16 protein-coding genes are annotated in these 17291 nt (G+C 62.4%); 10 read left to right on the forward strand and 6 right to left on the reverse strand.

Going from position 1 to position 17291, the window contains the following annotated elements; translation table 11 throughout:
- Nucleotides 1–60 precede the first annotated feature (60 nt).
- Nucleotides 61–2340: a TonB-dependent receptor gene (locus tag CHB99_RS08610; protein ID WP_042120825.1), complete on the reverse strand. Its 2280-nt coding sequence runs from the start codon at nucleotides 2338–2340 to the stop codon at nucleotides 61–63.
- Nucleotides 2341–2548: 208 nt separating this feature from the next.
- Between CHB99_RS08610 and CHB99_RS08615 the strand changes: the two genes are divergently transcribed.
- Both CHB99_RS08615 and CHB99_RS08620 read left to right on the forward strand, forming a co-directional pair.
- Nucleotides 2549–3229 (forward strand): Fe2+-dependent dioxygenase, encoded by a 681-nt coding sequence (locus tag CHB99_RS08615; protein WP_042120824.1) that lies wholly within the window; start codon nucleotides 2549–2551, stop codon nucleotides 3227–3229.
- 3 nt (nucleotides 3230–3232) lie between these two features.
- Nucleotides 3233–3982, forward strand: coding sequence for a tetratricopeptide repeat protein (locus CHB99_RS08620; protein ID WP_042120823.1), 750 nt, complete (start codon nucleotides 3233–3235; stop codon nucleotides 3980–3982).
- 92 nt (nucleotides 3983–4074) lie between these two features.
- Here the strand turns inward: CHB99_RS08620 and CHB99_RS08625 are convergent, their stop codons facing one another.
- On the reverse strand, nucleotides 4075–5238 hold the full coding sequence (locus CHB99_RS08625; RefSeq protein WP_042120822.1) for a type III PLP-dependent enzyme: 1164 nt from the start codon (nucleotides 5236–5238) through the stop codon (nucleotides 4075–4077).
- Nucleotides 5239–5890: 652 nt separating this feature from the next.
- Here CHB99_RS08625 and CHB99_RS08630 point away from each other — a divergent pair.
- The 3 genes from CHB99_RS08630 to CHB99_RS08640 all read left to right on the forward strand — a co-directional run bounded on the left by CHB99_RS08630 (nucleotide 5891) and on the right by CHB99_RS08640 (nucleotide 9924).
- Complete coding sequence (locus CHB99_RS08630) at nucleotides 5891–6379, forward strand: sigma-70 family RNA polymerase sigma factor (protein WP_042120821.1); 489 nt, start codon at nucleotides 5891–5893, stop codon at nucleotides 6377–6379.
- Nucleotides 6380–6396: 17 nt separating this feature from the next.
- Nucleotides 6397–7368, forward strand: coding sequence for a FecR family protein (locus CHB99_RS08635; protein WP_042120931.1), 972 nt, complete (start codon nucleotides 6397–6399; stop codon nucleotides 7366–7368).
- Nucleotides 7369–7476: 108 nt separating this feature from the next.
- Nucleotides 7477–9924, forward strand: coding sequence for a TonB-dependent siderophore receptor (locus CHB99_RS08640; protein ID WP_042120820.1), 2448 nt, complete (start codon nucleotides 7477–7479; stop codon nucleotides 9922–9924).
- Nucleotides 9925–10153: 229 nt separating this feature from the next.
- Here the strand turns inward: CHB99_RS08640 and CHB99_RS08645 are convergent, their stop codons facing one another.
- From CHB99_RS08645 to CHB99_RS08660, 4 genes are read right to left on the reverse strand one after another with little or no spacing between them, the layout of a single operon-like run.
- Entirely contained in the window at nucleotides 10154–11311 is a 1158-nt protein-coding gene (locus CHB99_RS08645) for an osmoprotectant ABC transporter ATP-binding protein OsmV (protein WP_042120819.1), read from the reverse strand.
- Nucleotides 11308–11961 (reverse strand): ABC transporter permease, encoded by a 654-nt coding sequence (locus tag CHB99_RS08650; RefSeq protein ID WP_042120818.1) that lies wholly within the window; start codon nucleotides 11959–11961, stop codon nucleotides 11308–11310. Before CHB99_RS08650 ends, CHB99_RS08645 begins: the two co-directional genes overlap by 4 nt.
- On the reverse strand, nucleotides 11958–12866 hold the full coding sequence (locus CHB99_RS08655) for a glycine betaine ABC transporter substrate-binding protein (protein WP_042120817.1): 909 nt from the start codon (nucleotides 12864–12866) through the stop codon (nucleotides 11958–11960). The genes CHB99_RS08650 and CHB99_RS08655 overlap by 4 nt, the downstream gene beginning before the upstream one ends.
- A gap of 13 nt (nucleotides 12867–12879) precedes the next feature.
- Nucleotides 12880–13593 carry an ABC transporter permease gene (locus CHB99_RS08660; protein WP_042120816.1) on the reverse strand — a complete coding sequence of 238 codons (714 nt, stop codon included), beginning with the start codon at nucleotides 13591–13593 and terminating at the stop codon, nucleotides 12880–12882.
- A 402-nt stretch (nucleotides 13594–13995) separates the two neighbouring features.
- On the opposite strand from CHB99_RS08660, the gene CHB99_RS08665 reads away from it, so the two are divergent.
- The 5 genes from CHB99_RS08665 (at nucleotide 13996) to CHB99_RS08685 (ending at nucleotide 17288) form a co-directional block, all read left to right on the forward strand.
- Nucleotides 13996–14352, forward strand: a complete 357-nt coding sequence (locus CHB99_RS08665; RefSeq protein WP_042120815.1) for a type II toxin-antitoxin system RelE/ParE family toxin — start codon at nucleotides 13996–13998, stop codon at nucleotides 14350–14352.
- Entirely contained in the window at nucleotides 14349–14678 is a 330-nt protein-coding gene (locus tag CHB99_RS08670) for a helix-turn-helix domain-containing protein (RefSeq protein WP_042120814.1), read from the forward strand. The genes CHB99_RS08665 and CHB99_RS08670 overlap by 4 nt, the downstream gene beginning before the upstream one ends.
- A gap of 351 nt (nucleotides 14679–15029) precedes the next feature.
- Nucleotides 15030–16235, forward strand: coding sequence for a tyrosine-type recombinase/integrase (locus CHB99_RS08675; protein WP_042120813.1), 1206 nt, complete (start codon nucleotides 15030–15032; stop codon nucleotides 16233–16235).
- A 491-nt stretch (nucleotides 16236–16726) separates the two neighbouring features.
- Nucleotides 16727–16966: a hypothetical protein gene (locus CHB99_RS08680; RefSeq protein WP_052419350.1), complete on the forward strand. Its 240-nt coding sequence runs from the start codon at nucleotides 16727–16729 to the stop codon at nucleotides 16964–16966.
- A complete protein-coding gene (locus CHB99_RS08685; RefSeq protein WP_212555907.1) occupies nucleotides 16941–17288 on the forward strand; it encodes a hypothetical protein in 348 nt (115 codons plus the stop codon). The genes CHB99_RS08680 and CHB99_RS08685 overlap by 26 nt, the downstream gene beginning before the upstream one ends.
- The last annotated feature ends 3 nt before the right edge of the window (nucleotides 17289–17291 follow it).

The raw sequence follows: 17291 nt of genomic DNA on the forward strand, positions 1-17291 counted from the left end.
TGCCTTGATACACAAAAGCCCCGCTCACCTGAGTGAGCGGGGCTGGAGCCGTCAGCGACCTCAGAAGTGGAAGCTGGTGGTCAGCAGGGCGGTGCGTCCAGCGGCCTGGTTGGCGAAGTGCGCGGCGTAGGCCTTGTCGTAGTAGACCTCGTCGGTCAGGTTCTGCACGTTGAGCTGCAGGTCGACATTCTTCGTCAGCTTGTAGCTGGCCATGGCGTCGTAGCGCACGTAGGACGGCACGTAGACGGTGTTGTTCACATCACCCCAGACATCGTCGACATAGAACGCGCCACCACCCAGGGTCAGCTTGTCGGTCACGTCGTAGGTGGTCCACAGGCTGAAGCTGTGCTTCGGCGTGTTCGGCAGTTCGTTGCCCTTGGCCGGGTTCGGACCGGCGGTCACGACCCCGCTGCGGCCGGCCAGGCCCGGATCCACGGCTTCGCTCTTGAGGTAGCTGTAGCCGGCGAAGACCTGCCATTTGTCGGTGAGCTTGCCGCTGGCACCCAGTTCGATACCGTCGACACGGGTGGTGCCGGCGTTCTGGTAGGTGTTGTTGGACACCAGGATGCGGGTGTTTTCCTTCTCGGTGCGGAAGATCGCCGCGGTCAGGGCGACACGGTTGTGGAACACGTCCCACTTGGTGCCGATCTCGTAGTTCTTGGTGGTTTCCGGTTCGAGGTCGCTGACCAGGGTGCTGTTGCCCGGGGTCAGTGGGTTAGGCTCGGCGCCGTCGACCAGGCCGCCTGGCGGGGTGGCCGAGGTGGCGAAGGAGGTATAGATGCTGCCGTTCTCGGCCGGCTTCCACACCAGGCCCGCCTGCCAGCTCCAGAAGTGGCTGTTGTTGGTGGCCTTGCCGGTGGTGCTGCTCTTCGCGGTGGTGTCGAAGGCGTCGTAGCGGGTGCCGAGGTTCAACTGCCATTGCGGGTCCAGCTCGATGGTGTCGAAGGCATAGGCCGCGCGGGTGGTGGAGTCGGTATCGGTGACGCTGGCGTAGTTGCGCTTGACGGTGCCGGTCCACGGATCGTTCGGATTCGGATTCGCCAGCGAGGTGCAATACGGACGGGTGCCTGGCCGGCAGGTCAGTTTGCTGTTCGGGGTGACCGTGTAGCTGCTGGTCATGGTGTCTTCCTGGGTGAATTCGATACCGGTCGAGTAGCTGTGCTTGAAGCCCAGCGCCTGGAATTCACCGAACAGGTCGGTCTGGTTGGTGGTGGTGGCGGTGTTGCTGATCCGCGTATTGGCCCGGCGCCATACGGTGCCGTACTGGCTGACGTTGTGGGCGCTGTCGTCGGGCTGGGTCAGCACGTAGTCCTGGCCGGTGTTGCCGTGGCGCAGGGTGTTCTTCAGGGTCATCGAGTCGTTGATGTCGTGTTCGATGCTGATGGTGCTGATGTCCGCGCGGGTCTTGCGGAAGTCGCGGCCCTTCAGGCCATAGAAGTTGCTGCTGTCGCCGCCGTCGTCCGGTTTGTCGTGGACGTGTGGAGCCGTGGCGCCGGCCAGCTTGTAGCCGTAGGGAATGCCCGAGTCCGGCAGGTCGTCGCTTTCCAGGTGGTAGTAGTTCAGGTTGACCCGGGTCGGGGTGCCGAGACCGAAGGTCACCGACGGCGCCACGCCCCAGCGGTCGTAGTCGATCGAGTCGCGCCCGGCCACGTTCTGCTCGTGGCTCATCAGGTTCAGTCGGAACGCCGCGGTGTCGAGGAACTGGCGGTTGACGTCGAGGGTGTAGCGACGGGTCTGGTCGGAGCCATAGGTGAAGGCGCCGTTGGTGAAGTCGGCCTGTTTCGGCGCCTTGCTCACCAGGTTGAGGCTGCCGCCGGCGGCGCCACGACCGTTGATGGCCGAGTTCGGGCCCTTGCTGACCTCGATGGATTCCACGGCGAAGATTTCCCGGGTCTGCGCGCCGGTGTCGCGCACGCCGTCGATCGAGGTGTCGCCCTGGGCGTCGAAGCCGCGGATGAACGGACGGTCACCCTGCGGGTTGCCGCCTTCGCCGGCACCGAAGGTGATGCCCGGTACGGTACGCAGGGCGTCCTGCAGCGAGACGGCGCCGGTGTCCTTGAGGACCTGTTGCGGAATCACGGTGACCGAGCGCGGCGTGTCCACCAGCGGCGCGGTGTATTTCTGCGAGGAAGCCTTTTCCACCTTGTAGTCGGTGCTGGCCTGTTCGGCCTGGCCGGTGACGCTGGTGGCGTCGAGGGCGATCGAACCGTCCTTGCTGGCAGGCACGGGCTCGTCGGCCCAGGCCATGTGCGCGGCGGACGTTGCGGTGAGCGCGACACCGATGGCGGATGCGAGCAAGCGCGGTGAACTGACAGTGGCTGGTACGAATTGACGCGACATCAGGTGGACCCCCTCCCAAGGTTTCGAGGGGGCGGAATATAAGAGCAAGTGATTGGCAGTCACAATTGATAAAGACTTGCATTTACATTCTTTACACCTTTGTCAGGGAATTTTGTCGCGGATCAATGTCCGCCCCTCGGATGGGGCTTGTGGCTACTGGATAAGAATCAATACCATTGGCATCTTTCCCATCAGGTGCCAGATCGCCATGCTTTTACACATTCCCGGCCTGTTCAACCGCGAGGAAGTGCTGCGCATCCGCGAGGCACTGGAGAAGACCGATTGGGCCGACGGCAAGATCACCGCGGGCTACCAGTCGGCCAAGGCCAAGCACAACCTGCAGTTGCCGGAGGCCCATCCGCTGGCCAAGGAAATCGGCACGGCGATGCTCGAACGGCTGTGGAGCAATCCGCGGTTCATGTCCGCGGCGCTGCCGCACAAGGTGTTTCCGCCGCTGATCAATTGCTATCGCGAAGGCGGCAGCTTCGGCTTCCATATCGACAATGCCGTGCGCCAGCCGCGCGGCAGCGTGGAACGGGTGCGTACCGACCTGTCCTCGACGCTGTTCTTCAGCGACCCGGAGGACTACGACGGCGGTGAGCTGGAAATCCAGGACACCTACGGCATGCAGCGGGTCAAGCTGGCGGCCGGGGACCTGGTGCTGTATCCGGGCACCAGCCTGCATCGGGTCAACCCGGTGACCCGTGGCGCGCGTTACGCGGCGTTCTTCTGGACGCAGAGCCTGGTTCGCGAGGACAGCCAGCGCGCCCTGCTGTTCGAGATGGACAACGCGATCCAGCAACTGACCGCCGACGTGCCGGAGCATCCGTCCCTGCTGCAGCTCACCGGCACCTATCACAATCTGCTGCGGCGCTGGGTCGAGGTCTGAGGCATGGCGTTTCAGTTGCGGCGCGAAGAGGTGGTGGGTTCCGATGAGCTGGGGCAGATGCTCGAACAGAGTCCGGCGAAGGCGGCCCAGGCCCTGTTGATGGCATCGGCCGAGGGCGTGGTCGAGGCTCAGGCCTTGCTGGGGCAGATCCTGCTGGATGGCCGCGGGATCGAGCGGGATCCGGCGCTGGCCCGGCGCTGGTTCGGCATTGCCGCGCAGCAGGGCAGCGCGATGGCGCACAACATGCTCGGGCGGTGCCTGGAGCATGGCTGGGGCGGTGCCGAGGATGTGGTCCAGGCCGCGCTGCATTACCGCCATGCGGCCAATGCCGGGCTGGACTGGGGCATCTACAACCTGGCCAACCTGCTGGCGACCGGACGTGGCGTGGCACAGGACCATCAACTGGCGCTGGCTTGCTATCGGCGGGCGGCACAGATGGGCCATGCCAAGTCGATGAACCTGCTCGGGCGCTATCTGGAGGAGGGCCAGCACTGCCAGACCGACCTGCCGATGGCGCGGGAGTGGTACCGGCGTTCGGCCGAGGGTGGGGATTTTCGTGGGCAGTTCAGCCATGCGGCGATGCTCGCCGGGCAGGGGCAGCTCGATGACGCGCTGGTGTGGTTGCAGCGGGCGCTGGAAGGCGGCAATGCGAACTTCCTGCGGGTCGCCGGGCCGGCATTGGAGCAGGCGCCTCAAGCCGAGGTGCGGGCGATGGCGGGGGCCTATCGGGCTCGTTTGGCTGAGCTGGGGTAGTAGCCTTGAGGGCCCTATCGCTGGCAAGCCAGCGATGAGGCCCGGTATGACACCCAAGAAAAAAGGGGCTGATCACTCAGCCCCTTTTTCATTTACAGGTAGTACGCCCTCAGCGGCGGGAAGCCGTTGAATTCGACGGCGCTGTAGCTGGTGGTGTAGGCACCGGTGGACAGCCAGTACAGGCGGTCGCCGATCGCCAGGTTCAGCGGCAGGCCGTATTTGTAGTGCTCGTACATGATGTCGGCGCTGTCGCAGGTCGGGCCGGCGATCACGACTTCTTCGGTTTCGCCTTTCTTCTCGGTCCAGATCGGGAACTTGATGGACTCGTCCATGGTTTCGATCAGGCCGGAGAATTTGCCCACGTCGGTGTAGATCCAGCGCTCGACGGCGGTACGCGATTTACGCGCGACCAGTACCACTTCGCTGACCAGGATGCCGGCGTTGGCGATCAGCGAACGGCCCGGTTCGAGGATGATTTCCGGCAGGTCGTCGCCGAAGTCTTCCTTGAGGAAGCGGATGATCTCTTCGGCGTAGGTTTCCAGGCTGTTGGTGCGGGTGATGTAGTTGGCCGGGAAGCCGCCACCCATGTTGATCAGCTTCAGTTCGATGCCGTCTTCTTCCTTCAGGCGCTCGAAGATCACCTTCACCTTGGCGATCGCGGCGTCCCACACGGAGATGTCACGCTGCTGCGAACCGACGTGGAAGGAGATGCCGTACGGCACCAGACCCAGGTCGCGGGCGAGGATCAGCAGGTCCATGGCCATGTCGGTCTGGCAGCCGAACTTGCGCGACAGCGGCCAGTCGGCGGTGGTGGAGCCTTCGGTGAGGATACGCACGTAGACTTTCGAGCCCGGCGCGGCCTTGGCGATGTTGCGCAGGTCGGCTTCGGAGTCGGTGGCATACAGGCGCACGCCCTTCTCGTAGAAGTAGCGGATGTCCTTGGACTTCTTGATGGTGTTGCCGTAGCTGATGCGGTCGGCGCCGACGCCACGGCCGAGGACCTTGTCCAGCTCGTAGATCGAGGCGATGTCGAAGCTCGAACCCTTTTCCTTCAGCAGGTCGATGATTTCGACCGCGGGGTTGGCCTTGACCGCGTAGTAGACCTTGGCGAATTCGAAGCCGGCGCGCAGGTCGTCATAGGCCTGGCTGATCATCTGGGTGTCGATGAGTACGAACGGGGTTTCTTGCTTGTCGGCGAACGCCTTCATTTTCTGGAAGGTTTCGCGCGCGAAGTAGTCTTCGACCTGAATCGACATACCGGGGGACTCCATGGGCAAACTGAAAAAATAAGTGGCTGCAACTGAACGCCCTCCGTATCCCCACTTTGGTTCGCCTACTTCCCAAGGCATGTCGCCGAAAGCAAAAAGGTCAACCGCGCGCGATAACTTGCTCCACGGGTGACCTTGCTGTCTCGTCGTCAGTACTTGAGCCGGATGGATCGTTTCCAGCATGGACGTTCGGCGCGAACTTTAGGACCTGAGGGGTTCAAGATCAACTAAAAATGTCGCGTTTTCGTACTCCTCGGCTGCGTGTTGTCGGCTTGTTTCATTCATAACCGACTCAGGTGACAGCCATATGTTCCCGAGAATCGTCCACCCGTAAAGAATTGTGGAATAGCTGGCGATTTGCCGATGTTCGCCGAACTTGTTCTACAGCTGTTTCATTCGCCGAGTTTCGCCACCAAGTGTCTTTCATTGAATCAAAGTGACCCTTTGTCGGAACTCTTCGGTCATTCCGGTGGCAGGTTCGACTGTTCATATTTATGGCCACCCATCGCACCGGTAGCCGGGGTGAAAAAAATTCGCCCGCAAACCTCCGATCGGACGAAATGACGAGACATTTGCCGCTCTTAATAAGAAACATTACTATTCGCGCACCTTCCCTCCGCCTGACGATGACCTCCACACCGTGTCTCGACACAAAGGCTTCCTCGACCATTACCACGAACTGATCGGCACCTGGACGCGCAAGCTGCGCAGCCGCCAGCAGGCCGAGGATCTGGCGCACGATGCTTTTGTCCGGGTGCTGGAAAGTGAACAGGCCGACGTCGAGCAGCCGCGCGCCTACCTGCACCAGACCGCGCGCAATATCGCCGTCGACGGTTATCGCCGCGAGGACCGCCGCCAGCTTCTCGAACAGCAGGCACTGGACCTCGGCCCGACGCCGGGCGACGACCCGGAGGCGTTCATGAATGCGCTGCAGTTGGCCGACAGCGTCGAGCGCGCGCTGGCCGAGCTGCCACTGAACTGTCGCAAGGTGTTCGTCTGGCAGAAGCTGGAGGGGCTGACCCAGGCGGAGATCGCCGAACGCATGGGATTGACCAAGAACATGGTCGAAAAGTATATGATCCGCACGCTCCGTCATCTGCGCGAGCACCTGGATGTGTCGACGAGATGAGTCAGGCGAATGTATTCATGAATCAGGGCGCGAGTTCCGGGCCGCACGAGGCCGCGCGCGAGCAGGCGGCCGAATGGTTTGCCCGGGTCCAGGATGCGCCGCTGGCGCCCGAGCAGCAGGCGCGCTTCGAGGCCTGGCTGGCCGCGGATCCCCTTCACCGCGATGAATATGAGCTGCTGGCGCGACTGTGGCGGGCCAGCGATCTGCTGTCGCCCGAGCGCCTGGAAAAACTCTGCGTCGCCGATCCGGTGCGCGCTCTGCCGCGTCGCCGCGTCCTCCGCCAGGCCCTCGCGGCCGGTGTGGCCGCCGCCGCGCTGGGCCTGGGCTGGTTCGGCTGGCAGCAGCGCAGCCTCGACTATTCCGAACAGTTGCAGACCGCCCTTGGCGAACGGCGCCAGGTGGAGTTGCCCGACGGCACGCACCTGGAGATCAACGGCCGCACGCGCCTGGAGGTGCGTTTCAGTGCCGGGCAGCGGGATGTGCGCCTGGAGCGCGGCGAAGTGATGTTCAGCGTCGCCCACGACAGTGCCCGGCCCTTCGTGGTGGATGCCGGTAATGGCACGGTCACCGTGACCGGTACGCGCTTCGACGTCCGCCGCGATGCGGCGCAGACCCGCGTCGCGGTGGAGCAGGGCTCGGTGCGGGTACAGGGCCAGGGCGGGTCGCAGGCCCTGCTGAGCGCCGGCCTCGGTTCCCATATCGATGCCCACGGCAAGGTCGCCGCGCCCTATGCGGTGGACGCCGCCGCGCTCACCGCCTGGCGCTCCGGCAAGCTGGTGTTCAACGATGCCGCGCTGGCGCAGGTGGCCGAAGAGGTCTCGCGCTACCGCCAGCAGCCCTTGAAAGTGGCGCCGAAAGTCGCCGGCCTGCGCTTGAGCAGCACCTTCCGCGTCGACGATACGGACGCTCTGCTGCGCGCCTTGCCGAGCATCCTGCCGGTTGCCGTGGTGACCCATGCCGATGGCTCCCGAGAAATAATCGCAAAATAGATTCAGGTATTTTTCGAGTTGTTCGTCTTCCTGCCCGACTTGTAATTGCCAAGCATTTTCATTCGCAGGCAGTTGATCCCGATCCGCCCCTCAGGACTTCTCGAAGACGTGAACAACAACAAGCTTTCCCCGCGCTCCGCCGGCCGCTCGCGCTGGTTGCCCCTGGCACTGGCCCTGGCGGTCAGCGCCAGCATCGGCACCAGCTACGCCGATTCGACCCCGACCAGCATCCAGATCCAGGCCCAGTCGCTGGCCACGGCGCTGAACCAGCTGGGCCAGCAGACCTCGCTGCAGCTGTTCTTCAGCCCCGCGCTGGTGGCCGGCAAGCAGGCGCCGGCGGTGTCCGGCACCTTGTCGCCGGAGCAGGCGCTGCAGGCGTTGCTGCAAGGCAGCGGGCTGACCTACGAGATTTCCCAGGGCACCGTGGTCCTGCATTCGGCACAGGCCGACAGCCAAGCCGCCAGCGGCACCCTGGAGCTGGCGCCCACCGATGTCAGCATGGTCGGTGACTGGCTCGGCGACGCCGAGGAGCGCGTGGTGCAGAACCACCCCGGCGCGCGTACCGTGGTCCGCCGCGAGGCGATGATCGAGCAGGGTGCGATGAACGTGCGCGACGTGCTCAAGGGTATTCCCGGGGTGCAGGTACAGGACTCCAACGGCACCGGCGGCAGCGACCTGTCGCTCAACGTCGGCGTGCGCGGCCTGACCTCGCGCCTGTCGCCGCGCTCCACCGTGCTGATCGACGGCATTCCCGCGGCGTTCGCGCCGTACGGTCAACCGCAGCTGTCGATGGCGCCGATTTCGTCCGGCAACCTCGACAGCATCGACGTGGTGCGTGGCGCGGGCTCGGTGCGTTACGGACCGCAGAACGTCGGTGGGGTGATCAACTTCGTCACCCGCGCCATTCCCAAGGAAGCCACCGGTGAAGTCGGCACTACCCTGGAGACTTCCCGTCACGGCGGCTGGAAACATATCGAATCGGCCTTCATCGGCGGCACCGCCGACAACGGCCTGGGCGCGGCGCTGCTGTACTCCGGGGTCAATGGCAACGGCTACCGCAGCAGCAACAACGACAACGATATCGACGACGTGCTGCTCAAGACCCACTGGGACCTGACCGAGCAGGACCAGCTGTCGCTGAACTTCCACTATTACGACGGCAAGGCCGACATGCCCGGCGGCCTGACCCAGGCGCAGTTCGACGCCGACCCGTACCAGTCCGACCGCGACTACGACAGCTTCAGCGGCCGGCGCAAGGACGTGTCGCTGAAGTACCTGCGACAGATCGACGACGTCACCCAGTTCGAAGTGCTGACCTACTACACCGACAGCTTCCGCGGCAGCACCATCGCCGCCCGCGACCAGAAGACCCTCAGTTCCTATCCGCGCAGCTACCACACCTTCGCCGTGGAGCCGCGGGTGTCGCGGATCTTCTTCACCGGTCCCGCGACCCAGGAAGTCAGCGTCGGCTATCGCTACCTGAAGGAAGCGATGCACGAGCAGTCCAGCCGCCTGGCGCTGGTCAACAACGTGCCGACCATCACCCCGACGTCCGACGGCCATGTGTTCCAGGATCGCACCGGCGGCACCGAGGCCAGCGCCTACTACATCGACGACAAGATCGATATCGGCAACTGGACCATCACCCCGGGCGTGCGCTTCGAGCACATCAACACCGACTGGCATGAGCGCGCGGTGCGCGGCACCAACGGCGTGCGGGTGCAGGAGAAGAACCGCAGCGTGACCAGCAACGAACCGCTGCCGGCGCTGAGCGTGATGTACCACCTGTCCGATGCCTGGAAGGTGTTCGCCAACTACGAGACGTCGTTCGGCAGCCTGCAGTACTTCCAGCTGGGCCAGGGCGGCACCGGCGATGCGACCGCCAACGGCCTGGAAGCGGAAAAGGCCAAGACCTACGAGATCGGCACCCGTTACAACGATGGCACCTGGGGCGGCGAACTGACCGCGTTCTACATCGACTTCGACGACGAACTGCAATACATCAGCAACGACATCGGCTGGACCAACCTCGGCGCGACCAAGCACCAGGGCATCGAGGCGTCGGTGCATTACGACCTGTCGGGGCTGGACCCGCGCCTGGATGGCCTGAGCGCCAATGCCGGGTTCACCTACACCCGTGCGACCTACGAAGGCGAGATCCCCGGCTTCAAGGGCCGCGACCTGCCGTTCTACTCGCGTCAGGTGGTCAATGCCGGGCTGCGTTACCAGGTGGACCGCTGGACCTGGAACCTGGATGCCTTCGCCCAATCGAAACAGCGCGCGCCGGGTACCGGGATGAATGCCGATGGCAGCTTCAACGGCAACTACATCACCACGCCGAGCGCCGATGGGCAGTATGGCGACATTCCCGGCTACGTGACCTGGAGTGCCCGTGGCGGGTATGACTTCGGCAAGGAACTGTCGAACCTGAAGCTGGGTGTGGGGGTGAAGAACATCTTCGACAAGCAGTACTACACCCGTTCCAGCGACAACAACGCGGGGATCTACCTGGGTGAGCCGCGGACCTTCTATGTGCAGGCCAGTGTAGGGTTCTGATCCCAGGCTGGCGCGCTCTCCCCGTAGGAGCGTGGCTTGCCTGCGGAGGCCTTGTAGGAGCTGGCTTGCCTGCGAAGAACTTGTAGGAGCGTGGCTTGCCCGCGAAGGACCGCGTAGCGGTCCCGGATTTCATCGCTAATGGGACCGCTGCGCGGTCCTTCGCAGGCAAGCCAGCTCCTACAAGGCCTTCGCGGGCAAGCCACGCTCCTACGGGGTAGAGGAGCGCCGTTTACGGCTCCGCTGTCTCGGCCGGCGACACGATGCTGGTCTTGCCCCCTCGCGAGCGCCCCGAACTCAGGTACGCCGCAATCGACTCCTGGGTCACCTCGCCGAGGAACACCTTGTCCCCATCCAGCACCGGCAACCACGCCCGGTTGAACTCGTACATCCGCGACAAGAGGATGCGCAGGTGCTCGTCATGCGCTGCCGTGGCGTTGAACTCGCGCAGGAAGTCGGTGCAGGTGCCTTGCTGGCGGTGCAGGTCGCGCCGCCGTACATAACCCAGCGCCCGGTTGTCGCCATCGGTCACCACCACGTACTTGCGGTCATGCTCGTCCATCAGTTCCAGCGCCTCCGCCACCGGCATCTCCGGGCTGGCCGACGGCGCGTTGTCCGCCGCATCCTCCGCACGCACCAGCAGCAGGCGCTTGAGGGTGCTGTCCTGGCCGACGAAGCTGCTGACGAACTCATCCGCCGGATGCGCCAGCAGGGTGTCCGGATGGTCCAGCTGGACCAGCTTGCCGGCGCGGAAGATGGCGATCTTGTCGCCCAGCTTGAGCGCCTCGTCGATGTCGTGGCTGACCATGATCACGGTCTTGTTCAGCGCGCGCTGCATCTCGAAGAACTCGTTCTGGATCATCTCGCGGTTGATCGGATCGACCGCGCCGAACGGCTCGTCCATCAGCAGCAGCGGGGCTTCGGCGGCGAGGGCGCGGATCACCCCGATGCGCTGCTGCTGGCCGCCGGACAGCTCGCGTGGATAGCGCTGCAGGTACTGCTTGGGCTCCAGGCGGATCATGCTCATCAGCTCGCGGGCACGCTCGTGGCATTTGCGCTTGTCCCAGCCGAGCAGGCGCGGGACCACGGTGATGTTTTCCTCGATGGTCATGTTGGGGAACAGGCCGATCTGCTGGATCACGTAGCCGATGCGCCGGCGCAGGGTGGTTTCGTCGAGGCCGGTGGTGTCCTCGCCGTTGATCAGCACCTTGCCCGAGGTCGGTTCGATCAGGCGGTTGATCATCTTCAGCGTGGTGCTCTTGCCGCAGCCGGACGGACCGAGGAACACGCAGATCTCGCCCTCGTTGACGGTCAGGCTGACCGCGTCGACCGCCCTGACCTCCTTGCCGTTGCTATGAAAGGTCTTGGACAGGTTCTGGAGTTCGATCATTTGAGCAGTCCTTCTGGAGTCAGCGAACGTTGCAGGGCTTGCAGCAGCAGGTCGGCGAGGATGGCCAGGAGGCTCACCAGCACGGCGCCGACCAGCAGCATCGACATGTCGCTGCGGCTGATGGAGGTCAGGATGAGTACGCCCAGGCCACCGGCGCCGATGGTGGCGGCGATGGTCATCACGCCGATGTTCATCACCACGGCGGTACGCACCCCGGCGAGGATCACCGGCACGGCGATCGGCAGTTCGACCATGCGCAGGCGCTGGCCGAAGGTCATGCCGATACCGCGGGCGGCTTCACGGATGCCCGGCTCGACGTTGGTCAGGGCCAGGTAGGTGTTGCGCATGATCGGCAACAGGGAATAGAGGAACACCGCGGTGATCGCCGGCAGCGGGCCGAGACCCTGGCCGAACTTTGAGTAGAACGGCAGAAGCAGGCCGAACAGGGCGATCGACGGCACCGTCAGCAGCACCGTGGCGCTGGCTTGCAAGGGGCCGGCGAGGCTGGGGAAGCGGGTCATGAGGATGCCCAGTGGCACGCCGACGAGAATCGCCAGGCCGACCGCGATGCCCACCAGGGTGACGTGCTGTCCGGTGAGGTGCAGCACTTGCGCCCAGTCGAGGTGGGCGAAGGTCTCCAGCAGATTCATTGGGCACCTCCTGGCAGCGGATGCTCGCGCAGGAAGTCGTCCGCGACCTTGCCCGGGCTCTGGTGCTCGACGTCGACCTTGGCGTTGAGCTGGCGCATGGTCTCGTCGTCCAGTTGCTCGGCCAGCGGCTTGAGCAGGGTCGCCAGTTCGGGATGGGCGTCGAGCACGGCCTTGCGCACCACCGGCGCTGCGGTGTAGTCGGGGAAGTAGTGACGGTCGTCTTCCAGCAGCTTGAGGTCGAAGGCGCTGAGGCGGCCATCGGTGGTGTACACCAGACCGGTGAATACCTGGCCGTTGCGCAGAGCGGTGTAGACCAGGCCGGCGTCCATCTGGCGGATGTCCTCGCGGGTGAACTGCAGGTCGTAGGTCTCGGTCAGGCCGGCGAGGCCGTCCGGGCGGTTGGCGAACTCGGTGTCGAGGGCGAGGACGTGGGTCTTGCCCGCTTCGTCGCGCAGTACCTGGTTGAGCTGGCTGATGCTGGTCACCTGCGGGTACTGCTCGGCGACCTTGCGCGGCAGGGCCAGGGCGTAGGTGTTGCTGAAGCGCGACGGCGCGAGCCAGACCAGGCCCTTCCGCGCGTCCAGTGCCTTGACCCGCGCGTAGGTGGCCTCGGCGCTGGGCAGGCGTTCGTCGATATGGTTGTAGGAGACCAGCGAGACGCCGGTGTATTCCCAGACCATGTCCAGCTGGCCGCTCTCCTGGGCGCTGCGCGCCAGGCTGCTGCCGAGGCCGCCGGTGACGCTGACCTCGAAGCCATGCTGGCGCAGGTAGCGCGCGGTGATTTCGGCGAGCACGGTCTGCTCGGTGAAGACCCGCGCGCCAATGCGGATCAGCGGTTTTTCGGCGGCCTGGGCAAATCCGGCGAACAGCAGGGCCGCGCCCAGGAACAAGGCGATTCTTTTCATGGTGGTCCCTCGGTCAGTGGGTCAGGCCGCGTTCCAGCCAGCGGCGGCTGCACTGGCTGACCAGCGCATCGAGCAGCAACGCCAGGGCGGCGGTGCAGGCCGCGCCCAACAGCAGTTGCGGCTGGTTGTTCAGGGCGATGCCGGGGAAGATCAGGCTGCCCAGGCTGTTGGCGCCGATCAGGAACGACAGCGGTGCGGTGCCGACGTTGATCGCCAGGGCCACGCGCACGCCACCGACGATGATCGGCACGGCGTTCGGCAACTCGACCTGGTACAGCGTCTGGCGCGGCGTCATGCCGATGCCGGTGGCGGCTTCCTTGAGTGAGGCGGGGACGTTTTTCAGGCCTTCGTAGGTGTTGCGCACGATGGGCAGCAACGAGGCGAGGAACAGCGCGAAGATCGCGGGGCCGGCGCCGATGCCGAGGATGCTCAGGGCGATGGCGAGGACGGCGAGGGGCGGAACGGTGTTGCCGATGTTGAAGACCTGCATGAAGCGTTCGGCGCGGTCGACCCGCTGCGGTCGACTCAGGGCAATGCCGGCGGGGATGCCCACGGCGAGCGCCGCCACCATCGACAGCAGCACCAGCATCAGGTGCGCCTGCAGGTAGAACCAGAGATCGGCGCGGTAGTGCGCGATCGTATCGATGCCGATCCAGTGGACCAGCAGGGCCAGGATGACGAGCGCGGCGGCCCATCCCATCAGCCCCTTGCCATAGCGTGCAGCCATAGGCGCGGACTCCTTTTTCATCGTCGGCGCAGCGATGCCCGCGAGTGTCGCCATTCCAGGCGACGGGCAGTCGTTGCGCGAGTAGCAGCGCACTCTTTTGTGCGCCATGAGCGAAACCTCGTCAGGCTCGTGTTGCCGGTGAAACATCCCCCGACCAGCGGTCATCAGGTTGGCATGGACGGGGGAGTGGACGTCTCCGTTGCGCTAAAGGTTCCCATCTGAGGCGGCATTTGGCCAGTGTTAATCCCTGGGCCTTAGGAAATTTCGCACGAGAAAGCAGCGTGATTCTGGCCGTCAGGCGTTGAAATACCTGCTGTTGGGCCGTTAGTCGCGAGGGGCAGCATTTACCTCCGTACTTCTTGCGAATAGTCGCTTGAGGGAATATTCCTTCGGAGGTATTTTATGCCGTGGCCGATTATTTTCTGTGTGGAGTTTGAGGCAGAGGTGTTGCAGGCCGATCAGCTATTCAAGGAGCAACTGGCGGTGCATCTGGGGCTTTTGAGGGACATAGGCCCGCTATTGGGCCGTCCACGGGTAGATACCTTGAAAGGCTCTCGCCATTGCAATCTGAAAGAGCTCAGATTTTCTTCCGATGGTCGTGTCTGGCGTGTGGCATTCGCGTTCGATCCGGATCGTTGCGCCGTTCTGCTGATTGCCGGTGACAAGGCGGGTGTTCACCAGGAGCGGTTTTATCAGCGCTTGATCGCTCTCGCGGACGAGCGATATGACAGGTATCTGGCAGGAGGTGTCGAGAAATGACAATGACCCTTGATGATTTGCTGAACAGCTTTTCTCCGGAGCGCAGAGCGTGGGTGGAGGAGAGAACCCGTGAGCTGGTTTGCGAAGAGCTGACCTTGCAGGCATTGCGTCGGGAGTTGGAGGTTACTCAGGAAAGCCTTGCCGAGCGTATGGCAGTAGGGCAGGCGAATATCTCCAAGGTCGAGAAACGTAGCGACATGCTGATTTCGACCTTGCGCGACTACATCGAGGCTTTGGGAGGAACGCTGGAGCTGGTTGCCCACATGCCAAATCGTGCTCCGGTGAAGTTGCAAGGTTTCAACGAGCGCCCGCTGGGTATTGAGTGAAGTCCATCAGGGGACCCGATTTTGGTCCCCGCCCAACTTCAGGTATGATACCGCCCCTTTTTTCAATCCCCAGTCAGGCGATTTCCCATGACCCACCAGGCCGCCGAAGTCGCGAAGCGCCGCACTTTCGCAATCATTTCCCACCCCAACCATACCCTCTAAGTCAGGCTGCGACAGGCCTCGCCATATTCTCAAACAATCTACTGATTTTATTGAAGAATCCCAGGTCACCCGCGACAATCAAAGACAACCGAAGACAAGCTGAGCCACACGGTTTGTGTACATGTCAGCGTACATAAATCAGCCCTTCGAAGACCTTTGAAAAATTATGTACGCACATCCGGAGGCCCCATGGCGATCTCGGATACCTGGCTCAAAGCCAACAGCGGCAAGCCTCGCGCGGCTTTGGAAGAAAAAACCGACCGCGAAGCTCTGAGTGTGCGCATTACGCCTAAGGGCAAAATCACCTTCCAGCTACGCTACCGCTACAATGCACGACCCTGCCGTGTTGATCTTGGCACCTATCCCCTGGTGTCACTCAAAGAGGCCCGTACAGAAGCGCAACGCCTGCGCGCCCAGCTGGAGCAGGGGCATGACCCCAGGGTCGTCAGGCTGCTGGAAAAGCAGGCGATCCTTCAGGCCGATTCAATCGAGTCCCTGTTCCGACAGTGGTATGTGTCTTACTGCCAAGGGAACAAGAAGGGCCATCACGAAATCCTGCGCTCCTTCGAAATTCATGTGTTTCCGAAGATCGGTCATTTGCCAGCCGGGAAGGTCACCATGCACGAATGGCTGGCACTGCTAGAGGAGCAGGCGAGGGTCAGGCCCGGCATCGCCGACCGCATCCTGGTCAATGCCAAGCAGATGCTCAAATGGGGTGTGAAGCGCCAGCTCATCCCCAGCCATCCACTCTCCGATATCAACGCCAAGGAAGACCTGCAGATCAAGAAGGTTGCAGGCTCTCGCTCCCTGTCCGCCGATGAAATCAGGCTCGTGTGGAAGGCTATTGAGCAATCGCGCATGGCGACCAAGAACAAAATATTCCTGAAACTCTGCCTGATCTATGGCTGCCGCAACGGCGAGCTACGCGTGAGCGAGAAGGGGCATTTTGATTTCAAGGCCATGGTCTGGACGGTGCCTCCTGCCAACCACAAGCTGGGCAAGAATTCCGGTAAGCCGTTGCTTCGCCCCATCACTCCAGAGACCGAGGAGCTGATCCGGCAGGCCATTGATCTAAGCGGGGAAGGTTCTTACCTATTCACCAACAGCGGCACAGATGAGCCGATGGGGACGGGTGCGCCCCTGCAGTTGCCCTACAACATCATGCAATGGCTGCGCAGACACGAGAAATACGAGATGGCGCACTGGTCAGTTCACGACCTGCGCAAGACAGCGCGGACGAATTTCTCGACGCTGACTGAACCTCACATCGCCGAAATCATGCTGGGCCACAAGTTGCCGGGCAGCTGGCAGGTTTACGACCAGTACGACTATCTGGCTGAGCAAAAGGAGGCCTATAGCGCTTGGCTGAGGCGTCTTCAAGGCTTGACTGTATAATCGGTTACGGTTGTATGTCGCATTATGCATATGGAGAGTAGGTTGCACTTATTTCAACCTACGAAAGCGCAACGTTCCCGCTCTCGCTGTTCCCATCGCAAAACCACTTCAGAATCCCAGAGATTGAAGCTACCCACGTGCTTCATACATGGGGCAGGGAACGGGTTAACGGCGCGTTTCATGCGCCGAAACAGCGTACGGCTGGAACATCGAAAGCGATCACAGAGATCCTGTGTGGAGTAGTAGGCAACCATGGCACACCTCCTGTATGGAGCATGCTTTCAACTTACCTGAGCCTGCTGGATTGAACGCCTCTCGATTTCCTCGTGGGGACCGGGACGGGCTGGCGCGGACAGCTACAGGCCGCAGCGTGGCCCACTGGCAAATACACAACCATAGAATGTAAAAAATTAAGTAAAAATAAACCTATCAAGTCTCATTATGAAAGTATTGAGGCAAATTGTATTCGTGGCGCATAAGAGATTTATAAAATGCAGATCATAATCAGGGGAGAGATGACGATGGCGCAGCTGCGTCAGGCGTTTTATGAGAAGCTCAGGGAGCTTGAAGAAGATTACAACGTCAAACACTTCAAGAGCGCCACCCTTTATGTGAATCCCGTTAATGAGTTTGGAGAAGATGTCGTGCCGCGCAACAGGTGTGGCCAGCCCGTGAATAAACTGCACAGCAACGGACCATACAAAAGTGCTGCTGACGATTACAAGATCTGACCCCGCGCTTTACTTGCCGCCATCAGTAGATAAGGAGATCGACGCGATCATGGTATTTCCTCGTTACGTTAATTTAGAGCAGGCCAGGAATGTACTCGCTGAAAACGGCATTGAGCTCAGCCACCGGCAGCTCAAGCGCGCCGCTGACCTTGATGCGCACGGCAAGCGCAAATTACCGTTCTTTGTCGATCCTATCGACGGACGCCTGAAAATAGACCAACACCTGCTGGTCGATCTCTACAAAAGCTGTCAGATCGACGCCCAAAACAATGCACACATAAATGCGCAAAGTCTTAAAGGGACGTTTGACCGTAAGGCCTGATTG

The sequence above is a fragment of the Pseudomonas japonica genome, from assembly GCF_900188455.1.
GTDB classification, from domain to species: Bacteria; Pseudomonadota; Gammaproteobacteria; order Pseudomonadales; family Pseudomonadaceae; genus Aquipseudomonas; species Aquipseudomonas japonica.

What these genes read in the sequence shown, in the direction of transcription:
- CHB99_RS08635 (WP_042120931.1), top strand. Translation starts at nt 6,397, where the DNA reads ATGAATCAGGGCGCGAGTTCCGGGCCGCACGAGGCCGCGCGCGAGCAG.
- CHB99_RS08650 (WP_042120818.1), bottom strand. Translation starts at nt 11,961, where the DNA reads ATGAATCTGCTGGAGACCTTCGCCCACCTCGACTGGGCGCAAGTGCTG.
- CHB99_RS08625 (WP_042120822.1), bottom strand. Translation starts at nt 5,238, where the DNA reads ATGTCGATTCAGGTCGAAGACTACTTCGCGCGCGAAACCTTCCAGAAA.
- CHB99_RS08680 (WP_052419350.1), top strand. Translation starts at nt 16,727, where the DNA reads ATGCAGATCATAATCAGGGGAGAGATGACGATGGCGCAGCTGCGTCAG.
- CHB99_RS08610 (WP_042120825.1), bottom strand. Translation starts at nt 2,340, where the DNA reads ATGTCGCGTCAATTCGTACCAGCCACTGTCAGTTCACCGCGCTTGCTC.
- CHB99_RS08615 (WP_042120824.1), top strand. Translation starts at nt 2,549, where the DNA reads ATGCTTTTACACATTCCCGGCCTGTTCAACCGCGAGGAAGTGCTGCGC.
- CHB99_RS08670 (WP_042120814.1), top strand. Translation starts at nt 14,349, where the DNA reads ATGACAATGACCCTTGATGATTTGCTGAACAGCTTTTCTCCGGAGCGC.
- CHB99_RS08645 (WP_042120819.1), bottom strand. Translation starts at nt 11,311, where the DNA reads ATGATCGAACTCCAGAACCTGTCCAAGACCTTTCATAGCAACGGCAAG.
- CHB99_RS08675 (WP_042120813.1), top strand. Translation starts at nt 15,030, where the DNA reads ATGGCGATCTCGGATACCTGGCTCAAAGCCAACAGCGGCAAGCCTCGC.
- CHB99_RS08660 (WP_042120816.1), bottom strand. Translation starts at nt 13,593, where the DNA reads ATGGCTGCACGCTATGGCAAGGGGCTGATGGGATGGGCCGCCGCGCTC.
- CHB99_RS08665 (WP_042120815.1), top strand. Translation starts at nt 13,996, where the DNA reads ATGCCGTGGCCGATTATTTTCTGTGTGGAGTTTGAGGCAGAGGTGTTG.
- CHB99_RS08655 (WP_042120817.1), bottom strand. Translation starts at nt 12,866, where the DNA reads ATGAAAAGAATCGCCTTGTTCCTGGGCGCGGCCCTGCTGTTCGCCGGA.
- CHB99_RS08620 (WP_042120823.1), top strand. Translation starts at nt 3,233, where the DNA reads ATGGCGTTTCAGTTGCGGCGCGAAGAGGTGGTGGGTTCCGATGAGCTG.